The following is a 15,807-nucleotide window of genomic DNA, read 5'->3' on the forward strand; positions in this document are numbered from 1 at the left end:
ACCACCAGACAGACCCGCGACGCCAATTATTTGGAGCGCCGTCGCCAACGTAAGCATAGTGACAGCGGTCTGTCGCCACTCTCTGCGACGGACCGGGAGTCCGGGATAATGCACGACACAGCGAAATATTTGATACACGCGGACATTACCGCCGCCGGCGTCGTCGAGCGAAGCGACGTCGTCGGCGCGGTGTTCGGACAGACCGAAGGGTTGCTCGGCGAGGAACTGGACCTTCGGGACTTACAGGACTCGAAGAAGGTCGGCCGCATCGACGTGGAGATACGCTCCGAAAGCGGCCAGTCGTTCGGCCAGATAACCGTCGCGAGCGGCCTCGACAAGGTCGAGACGGCCATCCTCGCGGCGGCCCTAGAGACCATCGAGCAAATCGGCCCCTGCCGGGCCGAGATAGCCGTCTCGGACATCGAAGACGTCCGGAGCGCCAAACGACGGGAGGTGGTCGACCGGGCGACGGAGTTGCTGGCCGCCTTCGAGGAGCAGTCCGTCCAGACCGAGGACATCGTCGAGACGGTCCGACAGCGTGCCCGCGTCGAGGACATCACGGAGTACGAGGGCCTCCCCGCCGGCCCACGGGTCGCCGACTCCGACGCCATCGTCGTCGTCGAGGGGCGCTCGGACGTCCTGCAACTGCTGAAGTACGGCGTGAAGAACGCCATCGCCGTCGAGGGGACCGACGTCCCCGAGGCCGTCGCCGAGTTGACGAACGACCGGACCGTGACGGCCTTCCTCGACGGCGACAGGGGCGGCGACCTCATCCTGAAGGAACTGGCACAGGTCGGGCAGGTTGACTACGTGGCCGTCGCGCCGCGGGGCCACTCGGTCGAGGACCTCTCGCGCGGCGAGGCGATGAAGGCGCTCCGGGACAAGGTGCCCTACGACACCGTCGCCGACGCGGACTCCCCGGAAGCCGCCCTCGAAGCAGTCGAAACGAGCGCCGACGGGGCGGGCACCGTCGACGGGTCACAGACGGGCGCGGACGAGACGGTCGCCGAGTCTGCAGCGGCGGTCAGCAGACCCGACCCGGTCTCGCCGTCGCCGGACGAGCGAGTAGCGGCCGCGACGGGCGGGCAGGAGACGGCGACGCCCAACGAGGACGACTCGGCGGGCGACGAAGACGCCACCGAGGAGGAGACGGCGGACCCAGCCGGGCTCTCGGACCACGTCGACGCCGTCATCCGGAGCGAGAGTGGCACCGTCCGACTGCTCGACGAGGACCTGACCGTCCTCGCCGAGGGCGACGCCGACGACGTCGTCTCGCTCGTCGAGTCGTGCGACGGCGTCCCCCGGACCATCGTCTTAGACGACATCTGCTCGCAGAAAGTGGTAGACGTCGCCGCCCAGCGCGGTGTCGACGTCGTCGTCGCGACCGGCGACGGCGAGTACGTCAAGCAACCGACGAGCGTGCAGGTCCGAACCGTCGGCTAGAGGTCCAGTACCATGAGGACGCCGTCGCCGTCGTCGTAGTGGTCCGGGAGGTGGTCGGTGACCGAGAAGCCGAACCGCTCGTAGAACGACCGGACGCGTTCCTCGTCGGCCCGAGCGGTGAGTCGAAGCGTCTCGAACCCCTCCGAGCGAAGGGTGTCGAGCAGGCCGTCCATCAGCCGCGTGCCGTGACCCTGTCCCTGTGCCGGCGGCGCGACGGCGAACTCCGCGAGGTAGGCGACGGGGTGGTCCGGGACGGCGAGTGCGTACGCTATCGGGCCGTTCTCGTCGAGGACGAGGACCAGCGGCGGCCCGTCGATTGCGACGTCGAGCAGGCCCGGCCACGGGTGGTCGAGCGCGGCCGACTGGATGGCGCTGAGGCGGTCGTGGTCTGCGCCGCTGGCCGGACGAATCATACCAGCGCGAGGCCCACGGCGACGGCGACGCCGGTGAGAGCCGCCGCGAGCGTCGCCAGCGCGTTGACGCCCTGATTGCCGACGACGGTGCCTTCGACGGTCGCTCCGAGGAGGCTGTCGACGGTCATCCCGACGAACCCACAGACCAGAATCACCGCCGCGCCAACTGACCCGACGGTGCCGATGGTAACGGCAGCGATACCGGCGATGATGCCCGACCCCACGAGGCCGGCGACGACGCCCTGCCACGTGACGCCACCGTCGGTGCCGGGTTCGACCGGCTGGAGCGTGGTGATGAGTCGGGGATTGTCGTAGAGGCCGCCGAACTCGCTGGAGAAGGTGTCGGTCATGGCGGCGGCGACGGCGCCGGCGAAGGCATAGAGGAACAACGTCGGGTCGACGGCGGTGTGGCTCGGACTGGCCGCCCACGCGAGGACGGCGACCAGCGCGACGATGGAGTTCGCGAGGACGTTCCCGCTCCCGCGGGCCCCCTCGTTCTCCTCGGCGATGCCGCGGTCTTTCTTTTCCTCGTAGCGGTACTTCGTCGAGAGACCGCCGAGGCCGAAGAAGGTGATGAGCATCGCGAACCAGCCGTACCCGCCCAGCACGATGGTCAGCAGCGAGAGGAGGACGCCGGTAAGCATGCCGGGTAAGGAGGCCGTATCCAGCGCGTACGCGACGTACCCGAGGACGGCCGAGATACCCAGTGCGACGAACACGCGCTGGGAGGCCACCGACGGGTCGAGTTCGAAGAACAGCCACAGCAACAACCCGACTGAGAGCATCACCAGCGGGTCGTCACGCTCGAACAGCACCGACCGGAGCAGCGCGGCGACGAGGGCACCGCTGGCGGCGAGAAACAGCGCGTCGGGCCACGCGACCGTGGCGCCCTGCAACCGGGCGGCCCCCAACTGCGCGGCGACGCCGGTGGCGAATCCGCTGACGACGAACCCGGCGGACGCGACGACCTCGTCGGTCCGAACCCGAGCGGCCAGTCGCTGGCCGAGGTTGCCGTAGGCGACGATGACGACGGTGCCGACGAACACCCAGACGGGGAGTCCGAACTGGACCGCTATCAGGGCGAGGCCGGCCGCGGCGAGCGCGAAGGCCGCGAGGCCGTACAGTTTGCCGTCCTCGTAGTCCCCGGGGCGGGCGAACAACTCGAACAGCGCCGACCCCTGATCGACGACGGTCATGGCGAGTACCGCGACGAGCACGAACGGGGCCGTCGCGGCGACAGTCGCGAGCGCCGGCGACTGGATGCGGGTCGCGGCCGGCACGACGAACGCTAGCGTCCCGACCGCAGCGAACGCCCCAGCACGTCGGACTGTCGAAGTCACGTCCCGCCGGTATCCCCGAGAGCCACTTACCCTTTCCGAACTTGCGGGCTATCCGTCAGTACGTTGTGAACACGTCCGCAGGCCGACGGTCCCGGACCGTGAAGTTTAGGCGAGCGGTCGGTGTACCCGTCGTCGTGGGCCTCTACGATAGGTACCTCGCCACCCGACTGCGGATGAGCGACGCCGACCTCCCGGAGACGGTGGCACTCGTCATCACCGAGCGAGATCTGTTGACGGACGGCGCCTACACCACCTTAGAGCGATTCTTCGACTGGGCGGTCCAGTACGAGGCCGATACTGTCGTGGTGTACGTGAGCGTCCTCGACGAGGACGTGGTGCCGACGATTCGTCGGGAACTGGCCGACCTGCGTGCGCCGAAGCCGATCGCGATCCGCGGGCCGGACGACGAGACGGTCGCCGACGCGCCGATACAGATATCCATCGGCCTCGGCGGCCAGTCGGAGTTCGCCACGGCCGTCCAGAAACTCGCCGAGGACGTCGAGGCCGGCACGCTCGCCCCCGAGGATATCGACGAGGCCGCCGTCGAAGACCACCTCGTCTTCCCGACGGACCCGGACCTCGTCATCAAGACGGGCGCTGAACGGCTCTCGGACTTCATGATCTGGCAGTCGGTGTACTCCGAACTGTACTTCACCGACGTGAACTGGCAGAACTTCCGGCGTCGGGACTACTTACGGGCGTTGCGGGACTATCAGGAGCGCCAGCGGCGATTCGGCCGGTAGGACGAATCCTGCCGAGCGTCGCTCGGCGACCGCCACCAGTCCCTCGTCCGGTGTCCGTACTCAGTCGGCGGCCTCGTACTCCTCGTCGAGGGCCTCTCGTTCGCGGCTCGGGAGGGCGTCGCGGAACCGGCCCAGAACGCGGCGGGCCTGTTCGACCTCGGCGTTCTCCAGTGCGCGGACGAGCGTCAGCGCCCGCCGGGCGCGGGTCGTGCGCCACGATTCTTCGCGGTTCTGGTAGGTCCGGATGGCCCGGAGGAAGTCTATCTTCCGGAACTCGGGCCAGTAGGGCGTACAGAAGAACGTCGCGGCCTCGTTCCCGTTGGCGTGCCACGGCAGGAAATTCGAGGTGCGCTCGTCGCCGCCGGTGCGCACGATGAGGTCCACGTCGCGCGTCGGGCCCTCGTAGAGGCGGTCCTCGACGGTGTCGACGTCGACGTCGCCCGACGAGATCTCGCCGGCCTCGACTGCTTCGGCGACCGCCCGGGCCGCGCCGAGCAGTTCCGCGCGCCCCCCGTAGGCCAGCGCGACGTTGAGGTTGAGGCGGTCGTACTGTGCGGTTCTGGCCTCGGCGTAGTCGATGGCGTCCTGCACCCGCTCTGGCAGCATCTCCGTCTCACCGATGGCGCGGATACACACCTCGGCGTCGTGGACCCGGTCTGCGTCGGCGAACGTGCGGAGTTTCTCCTCGACGAGGTCGAAGATGTACGCCCGCTGTTCTTCGGGTCGGTCGAGGTTCTCCGTCGAGAAGGCATACAGCGTCACCTCCTCGATGTCGAGTTCGTCACACCAGTGCAACAGCGACTCGGTCGTCTCCGCACCCTCCGTGTACCCCTGGTTCGTTTCGACGTCTTCCTTCCGGGCGTAGCGGCGGTTCCCGTCCTGAATGACGGCGACGTGGCTCGGGGTCCCGGACAGCTCCCAGCGGAGGAGGCGTTCGTAGGCGGCGTAGCCGAGACTGTGGACCCTGTCTCGCATCACCCGTAGTGTATCAACCGAGCGATAAGGCGTTTGTGGCTCCGACCGCCCGTGTGACTGCGCCGCATAGTTTTAATACCCCCGACGTCTACGTAGAGATGCAATGGCGACCGGTACGGTAGACTTCTTCAACGATACGGGCGGTTACGGCTTCATCAAGACAGACGACGCTGAGGAGGACGTGTTCTTCCACATGGAAGACGTCGGCGGCCCCGACCTCGAAGAGGGCCAAGAGGTCGAGTTCGACATCGAGCAGGCGGACAAGGGTCCGCGAGCGAAGAACCTCACGAGGTTGTAACGATGGCGACCGGCACAGTCGACTTCTTCAACGACACGGGCGGGTACGGCTTCATCGAGACGGACGACGCCGAGGAGGACGTGTTCTTCCACATGGAGGACGTCGGCGGCCCCGACCTCGAAGAAGGCCAAGAGGTCGAGTTCGACATCGTGCAGGCGGATAAGGGTCCGCGCGCCGAGAACGTGACGCGCCTGTAAGCGAACACGTTCGTGGCCGACGAGACTGTCGTGGTGGCGAGAGCGGCCGCTACGGCGTCGTGAATCCGAAGTGCATTAGGCACCCGCAAGCGCAGGTGTTCGTATGAGCGACGCCGACACACTCGATGACGACCTGTACCGCCGGACGAAACAGTTGCTGGAACCCGGCGAGATTCAACTCAACGGCGCCGTCGTCCACACGGAGTACGACGGCAGCGACGAGATAGAGATGATGCAGGCCACCATCGACGTCGGCGACGACATCGCGGAGGGGTACGGGATGGACCCGACAGACACCTTCGTCTACTCCGGCAGCGACGACCCGGAGTTCGCCTCGAACCAACACCAGGGGCTGACGCTGGACGGCGAGGAGTTCGTCTGGGAGTGCCAGCAACTCCTGCGTAACGGGTCGTTCGACCTCGTCTTCTACTACGAGGCCAGCGCGGACCACGAGGCCATCTTAGCGGCCATCGAGGACCGCGGGTTCGCGGTCACCGGCGTCCGCGGCGACTAATCGGAGAGCCGTTCCTGACAGTTGTGGCAGTAGGTGTAGTCGGGACCGTTCGCCGACCCACAAAACTGGCAGGTCCGGGCCTCGACGCCCGCCTTCTCGAAGTAGGCGTTTAGCTGGCCCGTATCGAGGCCGGCCCGCCGACCGCTGAACTGCTCGACGAGTGACTCCCGTGCGGTGTAGTCCATGACGCGGAACATGACGACGAAAAAGAGCGGCGCACCCACCAGTACGAGACAGTAGACGAGCAACCGCACCGCCAGTTCAGCGGTGGATATCTGCACGGGGCGACTAGGTGTCGGAGGCGCTAAAGCACTGGGTCGAACAGACCGGAGCGGACCACAAACTCCCAGTCCCGCCCGCGTGTGGCGATACCGCTCCCGCGCCGTTTTTATTCACAGAGTCCCGAGCGTCGTACATGAGCGAAGACCTCGGGCGGGTGGACAGGGCCATCCTCAACGCGTTTCAGGGCGGGTTCCCGGTCGTCGAGCGACCGTTCGAACCGGCGGCGGCCGCACTGGCCGAGTACGACGTGGACGTGAGCGCGGACGACCTCCTCGAACGGGTCCAGCGACTCGACGAGGCGGGAGTGTTGACCCGCTTTGGCGCACTCATCAACGCCGAGGAAATCGGTGGGACGGCGACGCTGGTGGCGACACACGCCCCCGAGGACGCCTACGACGACCACGCGGAGATGGTGAACGCCCACCCCGAGGTCGCCCACAACTACGAGCGCGAACACCCCTATCTCAACATGTGGTTCGTCCTCTCGGTGGCCGAGGAGAGCCGCGTCGAGGACGTACTGGCCGAGATAGAGGCAGAGACCGGCGAACCGACGTTCAACCTCCCCAAACAGCAGGAGTTCCACGTCGGCGCGAAGTTCCCCGTCGAGGGCCCACAGACGCAGGCTATCGACTGCTCGGACGCCGGCCCCGACGTGACACCGACCGACAGGCAGTCCCTAACCCCCGAGGAACTCGACCTCGTCCTGGAGATTCAGGGCGGACTCCCCGTCACCGAGACGCCGTACGCCGACGTGGCCGACGCCATCGGTGCCGACACCGAGTGGGTCCTAGAGACTATCAAGCGGTTCGACGCGGAGGGGAAGGTCCGCCGGGTCGGTGCCATCCCGAACCACTACGCGCTGGGCTACTCGGAGAACGGGATGACCGTCTGGGACGTGCCCGACGACGTCGTCGACGAGGTGGGACCGGCTATCGCCGAGTTCGACTTCGTCACCCACTGCTACGAGCGACCGCGCCACGAGGACGTCTGGCCGTACAACTTCTTCGCGATGACCCACGGCCGCGACGAGGCCGAGAGCGAGCGCCGCATCCAGCAGGTCCACGACCGGATGGCCGAGTACTGGGACGTCGGCGACGACGACTGGGACACCCTGTTCTCGACGCGAATATTGAAGAAGACGGGCATTAGAGTTAAGGATAGAGCCGAAGCGAACGTCGAATCGGCCCCCGACCAGGGATGATACCGCTACTCCACGACTTCGAAGGCGAAACCGTGCTCGTCGTCGGCGGCGGCCCCGTCGGCGCGCGGAAAGCCCGGCGGTTCGCCGAGGAGGCGTCCGTCGTCGTCGTGAGTCCCGAGTTCGGGGACCGCGAGTTCGGCGGTGCCGAGTTGATTCGTGCCGCGCCCGACACCGACGAGATTCGACGGTGGATAGCGCGAACCGACCCGGCGCTGGTCGTCGCCGCGACGGACGACGCGGACCTGAACGCGGCCGCCGAGTCGGCCGCCCGGGACCACGGCGCACTCGTCAACCGCGCCGACGACCACGGCGACCAGTCGGTCGGGAACGTCGTCGTGCCGGCGACGGTCCGGGACGACCCGGTGACGATGGCCGTCGCCACCGGCGGCCGGGCCCCGGCGCTGTCGAAACACCTCCGCGAGCGGTTCGAGTCGGAGTTCGCCGGCGCGGGCGAGATGGCTGAACTGACGGGCGAACTGCGAGAGACCCTCAAATCGGAGGGAGTCCCGCCCGCCGAACGGCGAGACGCAGTCCGCGCCGTCGTCAGAGAGCGAGAGGTTTGGAAGGCTTTAGATAGTGGTAGAACCAAAGCCCGACAGGTAGCCCAAGACGTGATCGGAGATTTCCCGGGTGAGACCACGTGATGAAGGACAACGGCGTCATCGTCGGCGTTCGCGTATCACACGACCGCGCGAGCGTCGATCAACTGGAGACGGCAGCGACGGACAGTCAACGCCACGCCGTCGAGTCGCTGCTCTCTCGACCGGGCGTCGAGGAGGCGCTCGCGCTCCAGACGTGCAACCGGACGGAGGGGTACGTTGTCGCACCCGACCACGAGACGGGCCTGGACGCCCTCTCGCTTTTCACGCACGACATCTCGGACGACGTAGCCGTCACGATGGACCACGAAGAGAGCCTGCGCCACCTGCTCCGAGTGGCCGCCGGCCTCGAGTCCATCGTGCTGGGCGAGGACCAGATTCTGGGCCAGTTACGCGACGCCTACGAGGACGCCCGTGGCGTCGGCGGCATCGGCCCGCTGCTGGAAGACGGCGTGACGAAGGCCATCCACGTCGGCGAGCGCGCCCGTAACGAGACCCGAATCAACGAAGGCGTCGTCTCGCTGGCGTCGGCCGCCGTCAGACTGGTCGACCGCGAGTGTTCGCTGGACGGCGAGACGGCGCTGGTCGTCGGCGCCGGCGAGATGGGACAACTCGCCGCGAAGGCGCTCTCGACGCGCGTCGACCGCGTCATCGTCGCCAACCGCACCGTCCCGCACGCCGAACACGTCGCCGAAACCGTCGACGTGGACGCGAGCGCCGTGGCGCTGGACGCCGCCGATGCCGCCGTCGAGGAGGCCCGCATCGTCGTCACGGCGACCGGAAGCAACGAGCACGTCTTCGACGCCGAGACGTTCGCCGAGTCCGGCGAGACGTACGTCGTCGACATCGCCCAGCCACGGGACGTCCCGGCCGACGCGGACGGCGTGCCCGGCGTCACCGTCTACGACCTCGACGCGTTGGAGTCGGTCACCGAGGAGACGCGCGCCCAGCGCCGCCGGGCGGCGGAGGCGGTCGAGCGCCTCGTCGACGAGGAGTTCGACCACCTGCTGACCCAGTACAAGCGCAAGCGGGCCGACCGCGTCATCTCGGCGATGTACGAGAGCGCAGAGCAGGTCAAAACCGCCGAACTCAACACGGCGATGACCGGTGCCGACTTCGACGAGGAGCAACGGGAAATCGTCGAGTCGATGGCCGACGCCATCGTCTCGCAACTGCTCGCGGCGCCGACCCGGAGCCTTCGGGACGCCGCCGAGGAGGACGACTGGTCGACCATCCAGACGGCACTGGAACTGTTCGACCCCGAGTTCGGACCCGAGAGCGGCGATCCGCCGGCCGCGATCGAGGACGTGGCTATCGAGGACATCCCGGAAGGGATGCGCGACGAGATCCCCGCGTCCGTGCTCGAACAGTTGGCCGACGATTAGATGGTCACGCTGCTCCCGTTCGTCGTCGGCGTCGGCTTCGTCGTCGCCGCCGTCGGCGGACTGTACGAGGTGACGAACTACACCGAGACACAGCGGCGGCGCGAGCGACGGCTCGTGCAGGCGTTCACCTACGGTTGTCTGCTGGTCCTCGCGCTGGGGCTGGCGACGACGTGGGTCGGCTTCCAGAACGCCGACCTGCCGTTCTGGCTGTTCGCGAGCCTCTCGGTCGCCGTCGTTGGCGTCGTCTTCCTCCAGCGTCGACTCCGGCAGCGACTCGACGCCGACTGAACCGGCCGACACAACTGTTTTGCGGCTGGCAGGCGACCGCTAGCGTATGGCAGAGTTGCTTTCCGATTCGGAGATCACCGAGCGCCTCCCCGAGGACTGGGAGCGAGAGGGCGACGAAATCGTCCGAACGTTCGAGTTCGATGCCTACCTCGACGCGTCGGGGTTCCTCGCGGCCGCGGCGGGCGTCGCCGAGGACGCGTGGCACCACCCCGAGATGACCATCCGCTGGGGCGAAGTCGAGGTTCGGTTGACGACACACGACGCGGGCGGCATCACCGAGAACGACGTCGATATGGCCGAGCGACTGAACGGCATCTACGAGTAACGGCCGTGTCAGGGGATCCCGACGACGCACCGGCCCGCTACGTGTTCCGCGTGACGGTCCGACTGACGCCGGGCGAGGGACTCGCCGTCGAACCCGACCGCTTCGAGACGGTGCTGTACCGGACGGCGAACCCACCCGGTGAGGACGGGTGGCTGTTCTTCCGGGACAACCTCTGGCGGGGGAGCCTCGCCGACGAAGCCCACTTCCGGCGGCAGGCCACGGACGCGCTCGGCGTCCCCGTCGAGTCGGCCTCCTTTAGCGAACTCCAGACGACCGAGGCGTACCTCGATGCGTTGCGGGCGGCTATCGCCGCCGACCTCGACGCGTTCAACGCCGAGAACGTCACCGAGGTACTCTCGAAGTACCTCGGGAGTTCCATCCGCGTCGAGTGATACCGGTCCCCGATTAGTCGTTCGTTACGGACCCGTTAGGGACAGAAAGACTATACCCGAAACTACCCTATGCACTGTTCCCTATGCCCCGAAACTACGACTTCTGGCTATTCGACCTCGACGGGACGCTGGTCGACGTCGACCCGTCGTACACGGTCGAAGTCATAGCCCGAGTCGGTGACCGCCTCGGTCAGGGGTTCACCGAACAGGACGCCGCCCGTCTGTGGTACGGGCAGGGCGATACCCGCGCCGAACTGCTCGCCGACCGCGGTGTGGACCCGGAGCAGTTCTGGACCGCGTTCCACGACGAGGAGGACCCGCAGGCCCGTGCCGAGGCGACGTACCTCTACGACGACGCCGAGCAGTTCTTCGCCGACCGGACGGACCCCGTGGGGCTCGTGACGCACTGTCAGCGGTATCTGACGGATCCGGTGCTCGACCACCTCGACATCGCCGACTGGTTCGACACGGTCGTCTGCTGTGACGACGACATCGGCTGGAAGCCGGACCCGGCGCCGGTCCACCGGGCGATGGGCGAGATGGGCGTCGGGCACAACGGTCACGTCGGCGCACTGGCCGGCGACAACCCCGGCGACATCGGCGCCGCCCGGAACGCCGGACTGGACGGCATCCACGTCCACCGGGAGTCGCCGGTATCCACGGACCGGTGCGTGCGCGGCGACCACCGCGTCACGACGCTGCTGGACCTGTAAGGCCGGGCAGCGAACTCGCTCGGTGCCGTATCAGGGGCCTACTGTATCGAGTGGCTACGGCAGATAGTCCCAGTTTTCGACCGCGACGCCGTCGCCGGCGGCCGGTCCCGCAGACCCCTCCGGGACGGCGACCCAGCCGTCTGCCCGCGTCGCGGTGGCGATGTCGGTGCCCGGGAGCGGCGTAGCGCCGTCCTCGTCAACTGCCAGCGGCACGAACGTCCGGAGCGACGGGTCGGCGTCGATGCCGTCGGTCAGCGGGACCGTCCGGGTCGGATGGGGCGTGAGCGGCGCGTCGCCGAAGGCCTTCAACAGCGGCCGGAGGAGTTGGAGCGCGCCGACGCGAGCCGCGACCGCCGACTCCGGCAACAGGAGGACCGGGCGGTTCTCGACGACCGCCAGTCCCGTCTCCCGGCCCGGGGAGATGGCGACGCGGTCGGCGACGACGTCGCCGAGTTCGCGAACGACCTCACGGAGCGTGTCGCCCGGTTCGGTGCCGGTGACGACGAGCATATCCCGGGTCAGGTCGCGCTGGACGGCCATCCGAAGCGCCGGCGGGTCGTCTGCGACGGGGTCGCGATAGGTGACTTTCCCGCCCCACCGGTCGGCGTACTGTGCGAGCGTGAACCCCGCCGTCTCGGTGCGGGCGTCCGCACCGGAGACGTGCTGTGCGAGTTCGTCGCCGGTCGGGAGGATACCGACCTGCGGGCGCTGGCGGACGAGCAGTTCGTCGACCCCGGCGGCTTTCAGCAGTCCCACGTCGGCGGGCCTGATCTGATGGCCTCGTTCGAACACCGTCTCGTCGACGCCGATTGCGGCGTCGGCCACCTGCTCGGAGGCCGTCGCGTCTGTCGCCAGCACCCGCCCGACGGCGACCGACAGCGGGATGCGGTCGGTCCGGTCGACCGGGACGGCGTAGCTCCCGAGTTGGCGGCGGGCGGTCTCCAGACTGCACTCTTCGGAATCCGTCGGCGAAGCCCCGGCCATACCCTTCGTTGGGACTGCGACGGCAAAAGACTCCGGAGTGGGGCAATTCCGCCGTCGGTTCGGGAACGCTTTTGCGCCTCGCCGCCGCGGGTCCGCGCATGGTCCTCCCGCAGTTGGTCGCCCTCGCGTTCCTCGCCGTCGCCGGATACCTCTGTGTCACCGGCGGACGCGAACTCACGACGGTGTTTCACATCCTTCGAAACGACCCGGTTCCCGTCCGAGAGCTACACGGCTACACCGGCCCCGTCGAGATAGTGGGCACCGCCGTCGAGGGCGAAGACGGGACGGTGACGGCCCCGTTCACCGGGTCGCCGTGTCTGGCCTACACCTACGAAGTCGAGGAACTCCGCTCGTCGGGCAAGAGTTCCTCGTGGCACACTCTCGAGGAGGGGATGGACGGCGTGGACTTCGTCGTCGACGACGGCACCGACCGGGTCCGCGTCGACCCGACGGGGGCAGACATCCGCCTCGAAGACCACACCGTGACCGTCCCGCCGGGCACCGAGTTGCCCGACAGACTCGCCCGGTACGTCGGCCAGACGGACGCCGTCGACCCACAGGACAGGACGGTGGACCTGCTCGTCACCGAACTCAGCGTCGGGAACAGACAGCGCTTCACCGAGCGCCGCCTCGACGTCGGCGAGTCGGTGTACGTGTACGGGCAGACCAGTCGGGGACCGGCCGTCGAGTGGGGCAGCGACCTCGTCGACGCCGTCGTCGGTGACGGCGACGGGACGCCCGTGTTCGTCGTCTCGGACGCGTCGGAACGAGGGACCGCGTGGCGCTTCGCCCGCGCCGGGCTCTGGCGAGTCGGTCTGGGCGTCGGTCTCGCTGTGCTCGGCTTGCTGTTCGTCGGTTCCGTCGTGTTGTGACCAGTCGTGCTACGGGTCCGGCAACACGCCGGACGACGCTGGTCCGTGTCGTCTTCTGAGCCTGCCGAAACCGCCGGGTTTAACGCCCCGCCGTCCTTAGACCGTCGCATGTCAGCGCTGCGTGAGGCGTTGCGGGACCTCCCGGACGCCGTATTCGCGGACGTGCTCGAATCCGAGGAGGCGTACCTGCTCGTGTTGGACCTGCCGGGCGTGACCGCGGAGACACTCGACGTCAGCGTCGAAGGCGGCCGTCTGGTCATCGAAGGACAGCGCAGCAAGGACGTCCCCCAGGAGTTCCGATTCGTCCGAGAGGACCGGTCGGTGTTCTTAGACGTAGAACTCCCGCTTCCACCCGATGCGACCGGTCAGGGGGCCGAGGGTGCCGTCGACCGCGGCGTCCTCGAACTCACCCTCCCGAAGGCCACTGCCGCACCGAGCACGACGATTCCCATCGACGAGGCCTGAGCGGGGTGCCCTGTAGGTGAACCTCCGCGCGTACCGACGGTTCTTCGTCGTCGCATGGCAGTTCCTGCCGCTGTTGCTCGCGTACGCCCGGGACCGGAACCGGTTCCTGCTGGTCGGGTCCTCGCGACAGGTCACGAACGAGCAACGGCGCCAGCGTGCGGCGGCACTGCTGGAGTCGCTGTTGACGCTCGGGCCGACGTTCATCAAACTCGGGCAGTTGCTCTCGACGCGGCCCGACATCCTCCCGCCCGAGTACATCGACGAGTTCTCGAAACTGCAGGACCGCGTCCCGCCCGCCGAGTGGGCGAAAGCCAAGCGCGTCCTCGAATCCGAACTCGGGCCGGTCGACGACCGGTTCGCCGAGTTCGAGACGGACGCCATCAGCGGGGCCTCGCTCGGACAGGTCTACCGCGCCGAGGTCGACGGCGAACCGGTCGCGGTGAAGGTTCGCCGCCCGGACATCGAGGACCTCGTCGAGGCCGACCTACGGGTCATCCGGTGGTCCCTGCCCCTGCTGATGTACTTCATCGACGAGTCCCGCTCGTTCTCGCTGGAGACGCTGGCCGACGAGTTCGCAAAGACCATTCGCGAGGAGATGGACTACGAGCGCGAGGCGCGAATGCTCGGCGAGATCCGGGAGAACTTCGCCGACAACGACCGCGTCCGTATTCCGCGTGTCATCGACACGCACTCGACCCGACGTGTCCTCACCATGGAGTACGTCCCGGGAACGAAGATAAACGACATCGAGGACTTAGACGAACGGGGCTTCGACCGGACGCAACTGGCCGAGACGCTCCAGAACGCGTACCTCCAGATGATAATCGACGATGGCGTCTTCCACGCCGACCCGCACCCGGGGAACCTCGCGGTACAGGAGGACGGCAAACTCGTCTTCTACGACTTCGGGATGTCCGGCCGCGTCGACCCGTTCGTCCAGGAGAAGATCGTCGACTTCTACGCCGCCGTCGCCGACCAGAACATCGACGCCATCTTAGACGCCCTCATCGAGATGGGGACGCTCTCCCCGGAGGCCGACCGGCAGGTGATGGGCGACGTGATGGAACTGGCTATCGCGGACGCCCGCGGCGAGGACATCGAACAGTACCGCGTCCAGCAAATCATCCAGCAAGTCGAGGACACCATCTACGAGTTCCCGCTTCGCCTTCCGTCGAATCTGGCGCTCGTGTTGCGGGTGGCGACGGTCGTCGAGGGCGTCTGCGTGACGTTGGACCCCGAGTTCGACTTCATCTCGGTGGCGACAGCGTACCTCCGCGACGAGGGGTACATCGCCGCCGGCGTCCGAAACTACGTCGAGGACCGGGCGACGGAGGTGCAAGACGCGGCGCAGTCGGCGGTCCGCATCCCGCCGAAACTCGAATCCGTCCTCGACCGGGTCGAGCGCGAAGACCTCCAGATTCGGGCCGACATCGAGGATTCGGACCGCCTGCTGGCGACGATGACGAAGCGACTGATTCTTGGGATGTTGCTCGCGAGCACCGTGTTCTCGACGGCGTTCCTCTACGCCGAGGCGCCCCCCATCGTCGCCGCCATCGCCGGTACCGGTGTCCTCGCCGTGTCTGGCGCGCTGTGGTGGTCGTTTCGCTCGAAGAAGGGCGTCCGCGCGAAACCGCAGTTCACCCGCCAGAGTATGCGGGAACGACAGCAGGGCGAGAGCACGGGCGGCCTCGCCACCTCGTTCGAGGACGAGGAGGCCTAGTCGGGTTCGACGACGATGAGCAGCGTCACCGCGGGTGTGCTTGACAGCGGTGCAGCGATCCAGTGTCCCACGCTCCTGAATCGGGAAACAGACGACCCAGAACGTATTAGGGGGGTTCGGGGTGACAACCATCCATTAGCCCGGTGCCTGCTGCACCTGTTGATTTCAGGACATCTCTTCTATTGAGCGATCAGTCAGGTGTGTGTTTCAATAAGTAATTGTATAGCTAGCTAATCACTTCTACTAGTGACCGACGATAGTTCACCTTCGCAGGGTCGTCCCGAAGAAGAACCACTCGGAGGGGTCGGAAGGGTCGTAGGCGGACTTCTACTCGCCGTCTGCTTTCTGGTTGCTACTGCTGTGCTATTCTCTTGGGTAAGCTCGCTTGTTATTGGGACAGGACTCGCCTTCTGGCCAGCGATTGTTTTGGCACTCGGTATACTCGTCGTTTTCATTGTCACTACCTCACGATAGCTGCACGCACTGTACTGACCAGACCCGGGTCGAAATACGTCCTCATCTGAGGGTTTCAACGGAGCCCTATGTTTCAGTCTCTCCAGTAGGACTGATCATCTCAGATGGCTTGATTATGACAGAATTAGAGCCAACGATCCGCACACTACTGAGCGGCTGTATCAGTCATTACTGGCTGAAAACG

The 15,807-nt window shown here is 67.0% G+C and carries 20 protein-coding genes and 1 pseudogene; 15 read left to right on the plus strand and 6 right to left on the minus strand.

Annotated features, from left to right (window positions below):
* Positions 1-108 precede the first annotated feature (108 nt).
* A complete protein-coding gene (dnaG, locus tag NDI85_RS10070; RefSeq protein WP_188998969.1) occupies positions 109-1,443 on the plus strand; it encodes a DNA primase DnaG in 1,335 nt (444 codons plus the stop codon).
* Here dnaG and NDI85_RS10075 read toward each other — a convergent pair.
* Complete coding sequence (locus NDI85_RS10075; protein ID WP_310915678.1) at positions 1,440-1,856, minus strand: GNAT family N-acetyltransferase; 417 nt, start codon at positions 1,854-1,856, stop codon at positions 1,440-1,442. The two genes, dnaG and NDI85_RS10075, sit on opposite strands and share 4 nt — an antisense overlap.
* Entirely contained in the window at positions 1,853-3,196 is a 1,344-nt protein-coding gene (locus NDI85_RS10080) for a DUF92 domain-containing protein (RefSeq protein WP_188998975.1), read from the minus strand. Before NDI85_RS10080 ends, NDI85_RS10075 begins: the two co-directional genes overlap by 4 nt.
* A 134-nt stretch (positions 3,197-3,330) precedes the next feature.
* Here NDI85_RS10080 and NDI85_RS10085 point away from each other — a divergent pair, with 134 nt between their 5' ends.
* A complete protein-coding gene (locus NDI85_RS10085; protein ID WP_188998979.1) occupies positions 3,331-3,939 on the plus strand; it encodes an undecaprenyl diphosphate synthase family protein in 609 nt (202 codons plus the stop codon).
* A 60-nt stretch (positions 3,940-3,999) separates the two neighbouring features.
* Here the strand turns inward: NDI85_RS10085 and uppS are convergent, their stop codons facing one another.
* A complete protein-coding gene (uppS, locus tag NDI85_RS10090) occupies positions 4,000-4,914 on the minus strand; it encodes a polyprenyl diphosphate synthase (protein WP_188998982.1) in 915 nt (304 codons plus the stop codon).
* Between the two features lie 103 nt (positions 4,915-5,017).
* Here uppS and NDI85_RS10095 point away from each other — a divergent pair, with 103 nt between their 5' ends.
* The 3 genes from NDI85_RS10095 to NDI85_RS10105 all read left to right on the plus strand — a co-directional run bounded on the left by NDI85_RS10095 (position 5,018) and on the right by NDI85_RS10105 (position 5,923).
* Positions 5,018-5,212, plus strand: coding sequence for a cold-shock protein (locus tag NDI85_RS10095; protein WP_166971806.1), 195 nt, complete (start codon positions 5,018-5,020; stop codon positions 5,210-5,212).
* Positions 5,213-5,214: 2 nt separating this feature from the next.
* A complete protein-coding gene (locus NDI85_RS10100; protein WP_166971808.1) occupies positions 5,215-5,409 on the plus strand; it encodes a cold-shock protein in 195 nt (64 codons plus the stop codon).
* A gap of 103 nt (positions 5,410-5,512) precedes the next feature.
* Positions 5,513-5,923: a DUF5778 family protein gene (locus NDI85_RS10105; protein WP_166971810.1), complete on the plus strand. Its 411-nt coding sequence runs from the start codon at positions 5,513-5,515 to the stop codon at positions 5,921-5,923.
* Here NDI85_RS10105 and NDI85_RS10110 read toward each other — a convergent pair.
* Entirely contained in the window at positions 5,920-6,204 is a 285-nt protein-coding gene (locus tag NDI85_RS10110) for a hypothetical protein (RefSeq protein ID WP_310915679.1), read from the minus strand. The two genes, NDI85_RS10105 and NDI85_RS10110, sit on opposite strands and share 4 nt — an antisense overlap.
* A gap of 134 nt (positions 6,205-6,338) precedes the next feature.
* Here NDI85_RS10110 and NDI85_RS10115 point away from each other — a divergent pair, with 134 nt between their 5' ends.
* The 7 genes from NDI85_RS10115 (at position 6,339) to NDI85_RS10145 (ending at position 11,108) form a co-directional block, all read left to right on the plus strand.
* Positions 6,339-7,406, plus strand: coding sequence for an Lrp/AsnC family transcriptional regulator (locus NDI85_RS10115; RefSeq protein WP_188998988.1), 1,068 nt, complete (start codon positions 6,339-6,341; stop codon positions 7,404-7,406).
* Entirely contained in the window at positions 7,403-8,050 is a 648-nt protein-coding gene (locus tag NDI85_RS10120) for a bifunctional precorrin-2 dehydrogenase/sirohydrochlorin ferrochelatase (protein WP_188998991.1), read from the plus strand. The genes NDI85_RS10115 and NDI85_RS10120 overlap by 4 nt, the downstream gene beginning before the upstream one ends.
* The gene (gene hemA, locus NDI85_RS10125) at positions 8,047-9,390 is read left to right on the plus strand and encodes a glutamyl-tRNA reductase (protein ID WP_396275521.1); all 1,344 of its coding nucleotides are present in this window, start codon (positions 8,047-8,049) and stop codon (positions 9,388-9,390) included. The genes NDI85_RS10120 and hemA overlap by 4 nt, the downstream gene beginning before the upstream one ends.
* Complete coding sequence (locus NDI85_RS10130) at positions 9,391-9,678, plus strand: hypothetical protein (protein WP_310915680.1); 288 nt, start codon at positions 9,391-9,393, stop codon at positions 9,676-9,678.
* A 46-nt stretch (positions 9,679-9,724) separates the two neighbouring features.
* Positions 9,725-10,003, plus strand: coding sequence for a 4a-hydroxytetrahydrobiopterin dehydratase (locus NDI85_RS10135; protein ID WP_166971822.1), 279 nt, complete (start codon positions 9,725-9,727; stop codon positions 10,001-10,003).
* Positions 10,004-10,008: 5 nt separating this feature from the next.
* Positions 10,009-10,395: an LWR-salt protein gene (gene lwrS / locus NDI85_RS10140; RefSeq protein ID WP_310915681.1), complete on the plus strand. Its 387-nt coding sequence runs from the start codon at positions 10,009-10,011 to the stop codon at positions 10,393-10,395.
* Positions 10,396-10,478: 83 nt separating this feature from the next.
* Entirely contained in the window at positions 10,479-11,108 is a 630-nt protein-coding gene (locus NDI85_RS10145; RefSeq protein ID WP_188999000.1) for an HAD family hydrolase, read from the plus strand.
* A 54-nt stretch (positions 11,109-11,162) separates the two neighbouring features.
* On the opposite strand, the gene NDI85_RS10150 is transcribed toward NDI85_RS10145, so the two are convergent.
* Positions 11,163-12,092, minus strand: a complete 930-nt coding sequence (locus tag NDI85_RS10150) for a molybdopterin-binding protein (protein WP_310915682.1) — start codon at positions 12,090-12,092, stop codon at positions 11,163-11,165.
* Between the two features lie 98 nt (positions 12,093-12,190).
* On the opposite strand from NDI85_RS10150, the gene NDI85_RS10155 reads away from it, so the two are divergent.
* The 3 genes from NDI85_RS10155 to NDI85_RS10165 all read left to right on the plus strand — a co-directional run bounded on the left by NDI85_RS10155 (position 12,191) and on the right by NDI85_RS10165 (position 15,149).
* Positions 12,191-12,964, plus strand: a complete 774-nt coding sequence (locus NDI85_RS10155; protein ID WP_310915683.1) for a GIDE domain-containing protein — start codon at positions 12,191-12,193, stop codon at positions 12,962-12,964.
* A 108-nt stretch (positions 12,965-13,072) separates the two neighbouring features.
* Positions 13,073-13,429, plus strand: coding sequence for an Hsp20/alpha crystallin family protein (locus tag NDI85_RS10160; protein ID WP_166971832.1), 357 nt, complete (start codon positions 13,073-13,075; stop codon positions 13,427-13,429).
* Positions 13,430-13,445: 16 nt separating this feature from the next.
* On the plus strand, positions 13,446-15,149 hold the full coding sequence (locus NDI85_RS10165; RefSeq protein WP_310915684.1) for an AarF/ABC1/UbiB kinase family protein: 1,704 nt from the start codon (positions 13,446-13,448) through the stop codon (positions 15,147-15,149).
* A gap of 106 nt (positions 15,150-15,255) precedes the next feature.
* Here the strand turns inward: NDI85_RS10165 and NDI85_RS22295 are convergent.
* Positions 15,256-15,336, minus strand: a pseudogene (locus NDI85_RS22295) (twin-arginine translocation signal domain-containing protein); the annotation flags it as partial.
* Positions 15,337-15,807: the final 471 nt, after the last annotated feature.

Origin of the sequence: Haloarcula sp. S1AR25-4, from assembly GCF_031624555.1 — an archaeon.
Lineage (GTDB): Archaea > Halobacteriota > Halobacteria > Halobacteriales > Haloarculaceae > Haloarcula > Haloarcula pellucida.

Bases quoted from the DNA above. Each gene is read 5' to 3' on its own strand.
- dnaG (WP_188998969.1), top strand. From the start codon at position 109: ATGCACGACACAGCGAAATATTTGATACACGCGGACATTACCGCCGCC.
- NDI85_RS10075 (WP_310915678.1), bottom strand. From the start codon at position 1,856: ATGATTCGTCCGGCCAGCGGCGCAGACCACGACCGCCTCAGCGCCATC.
- uppS (WP_188998982.1), bottom strand. From the start codon at position 4,914: ATGCGAGACAGGGTCCACAGTCTCGGCTACGCCGCCTACGAACGCCTC.
- NDI85_RS10095 (WP_166971806.1), top strand. From the start codon at position 5,018: ATGGCGACCGGTACGGTAGACTTCTTCAACGATACGGGCGGTTACGGC.
- NDI85_RS10100 (WP_166971808.1), top strand. From the start codon at position 5,215: ATGGCGACCGGCACAGTCGACTTCTTCAACGACACGGGCGGGTACGGC.
- NDI85_RS10105 (WP_166971810.1), top strand. From the start codon at position 5,513: ATGAGCGACGCCGACACACTCGATGACGACCTGTACCGCCGGACGAAA.
- NDI85_RS10115 (WP_188998988.1), top strand. From the start codon at position 6,339: ATGAGCGAAGACCTCGGGCGGGTGGACAGGGCCATCCTCAACGCGTTT.
- NDI85_RS10120 (WP_188998991.1), top strand. From the start codon at position 7,403: ATGATACCGCTACTCCACGACTTCGAAGGCGAAACCGTGCTCGTCGTC.
- NDI85_RS10130 (WP_310915680.1), top strand. From the start codon at position 9,391: ATGGTCACGCTGCTCCCGTTCGTCGTCGGCGTCGGCTTCGTCGTCGCC.
- NDI85_RS10135 (WP_166971822.1), top strand. From the start codon at position 9,725: ATGGCAGAGTTGCTTTCCGATTCGGAGATCACCGAGCGCCTCCCCGAG.
- NDI85_RS10145 (WP_188999000.1), top strand. From the start codon at position 10,479: ATGCCCCGAAACTACGACTTCTGGCTATTCGACCTCGACGGGACGCTG.
- NDI85_RS10150 (WP_310915682.1), bottom strand. From the start codon at position 12,092: ATGGCCGGGGCTTCGCCGACGGATTCCGAAGAGTGCAGTCTGGAGACC.
- NDI85_RS10155 (WP_310915683.1), top strand. From the start codon at position 12,191: ATGGTCCTCCCGCAGTTGGTCGCCCTCGCGTTCCTCGCCGTCGCCGGA.
- NDI85_RS10160 (WP_166971832.1), top strand. From the start codon at position 13,073: ATGTCAGCGCTGCGTGAGGCGTTGCGGGACCTCCCGGACGCCGTATTC.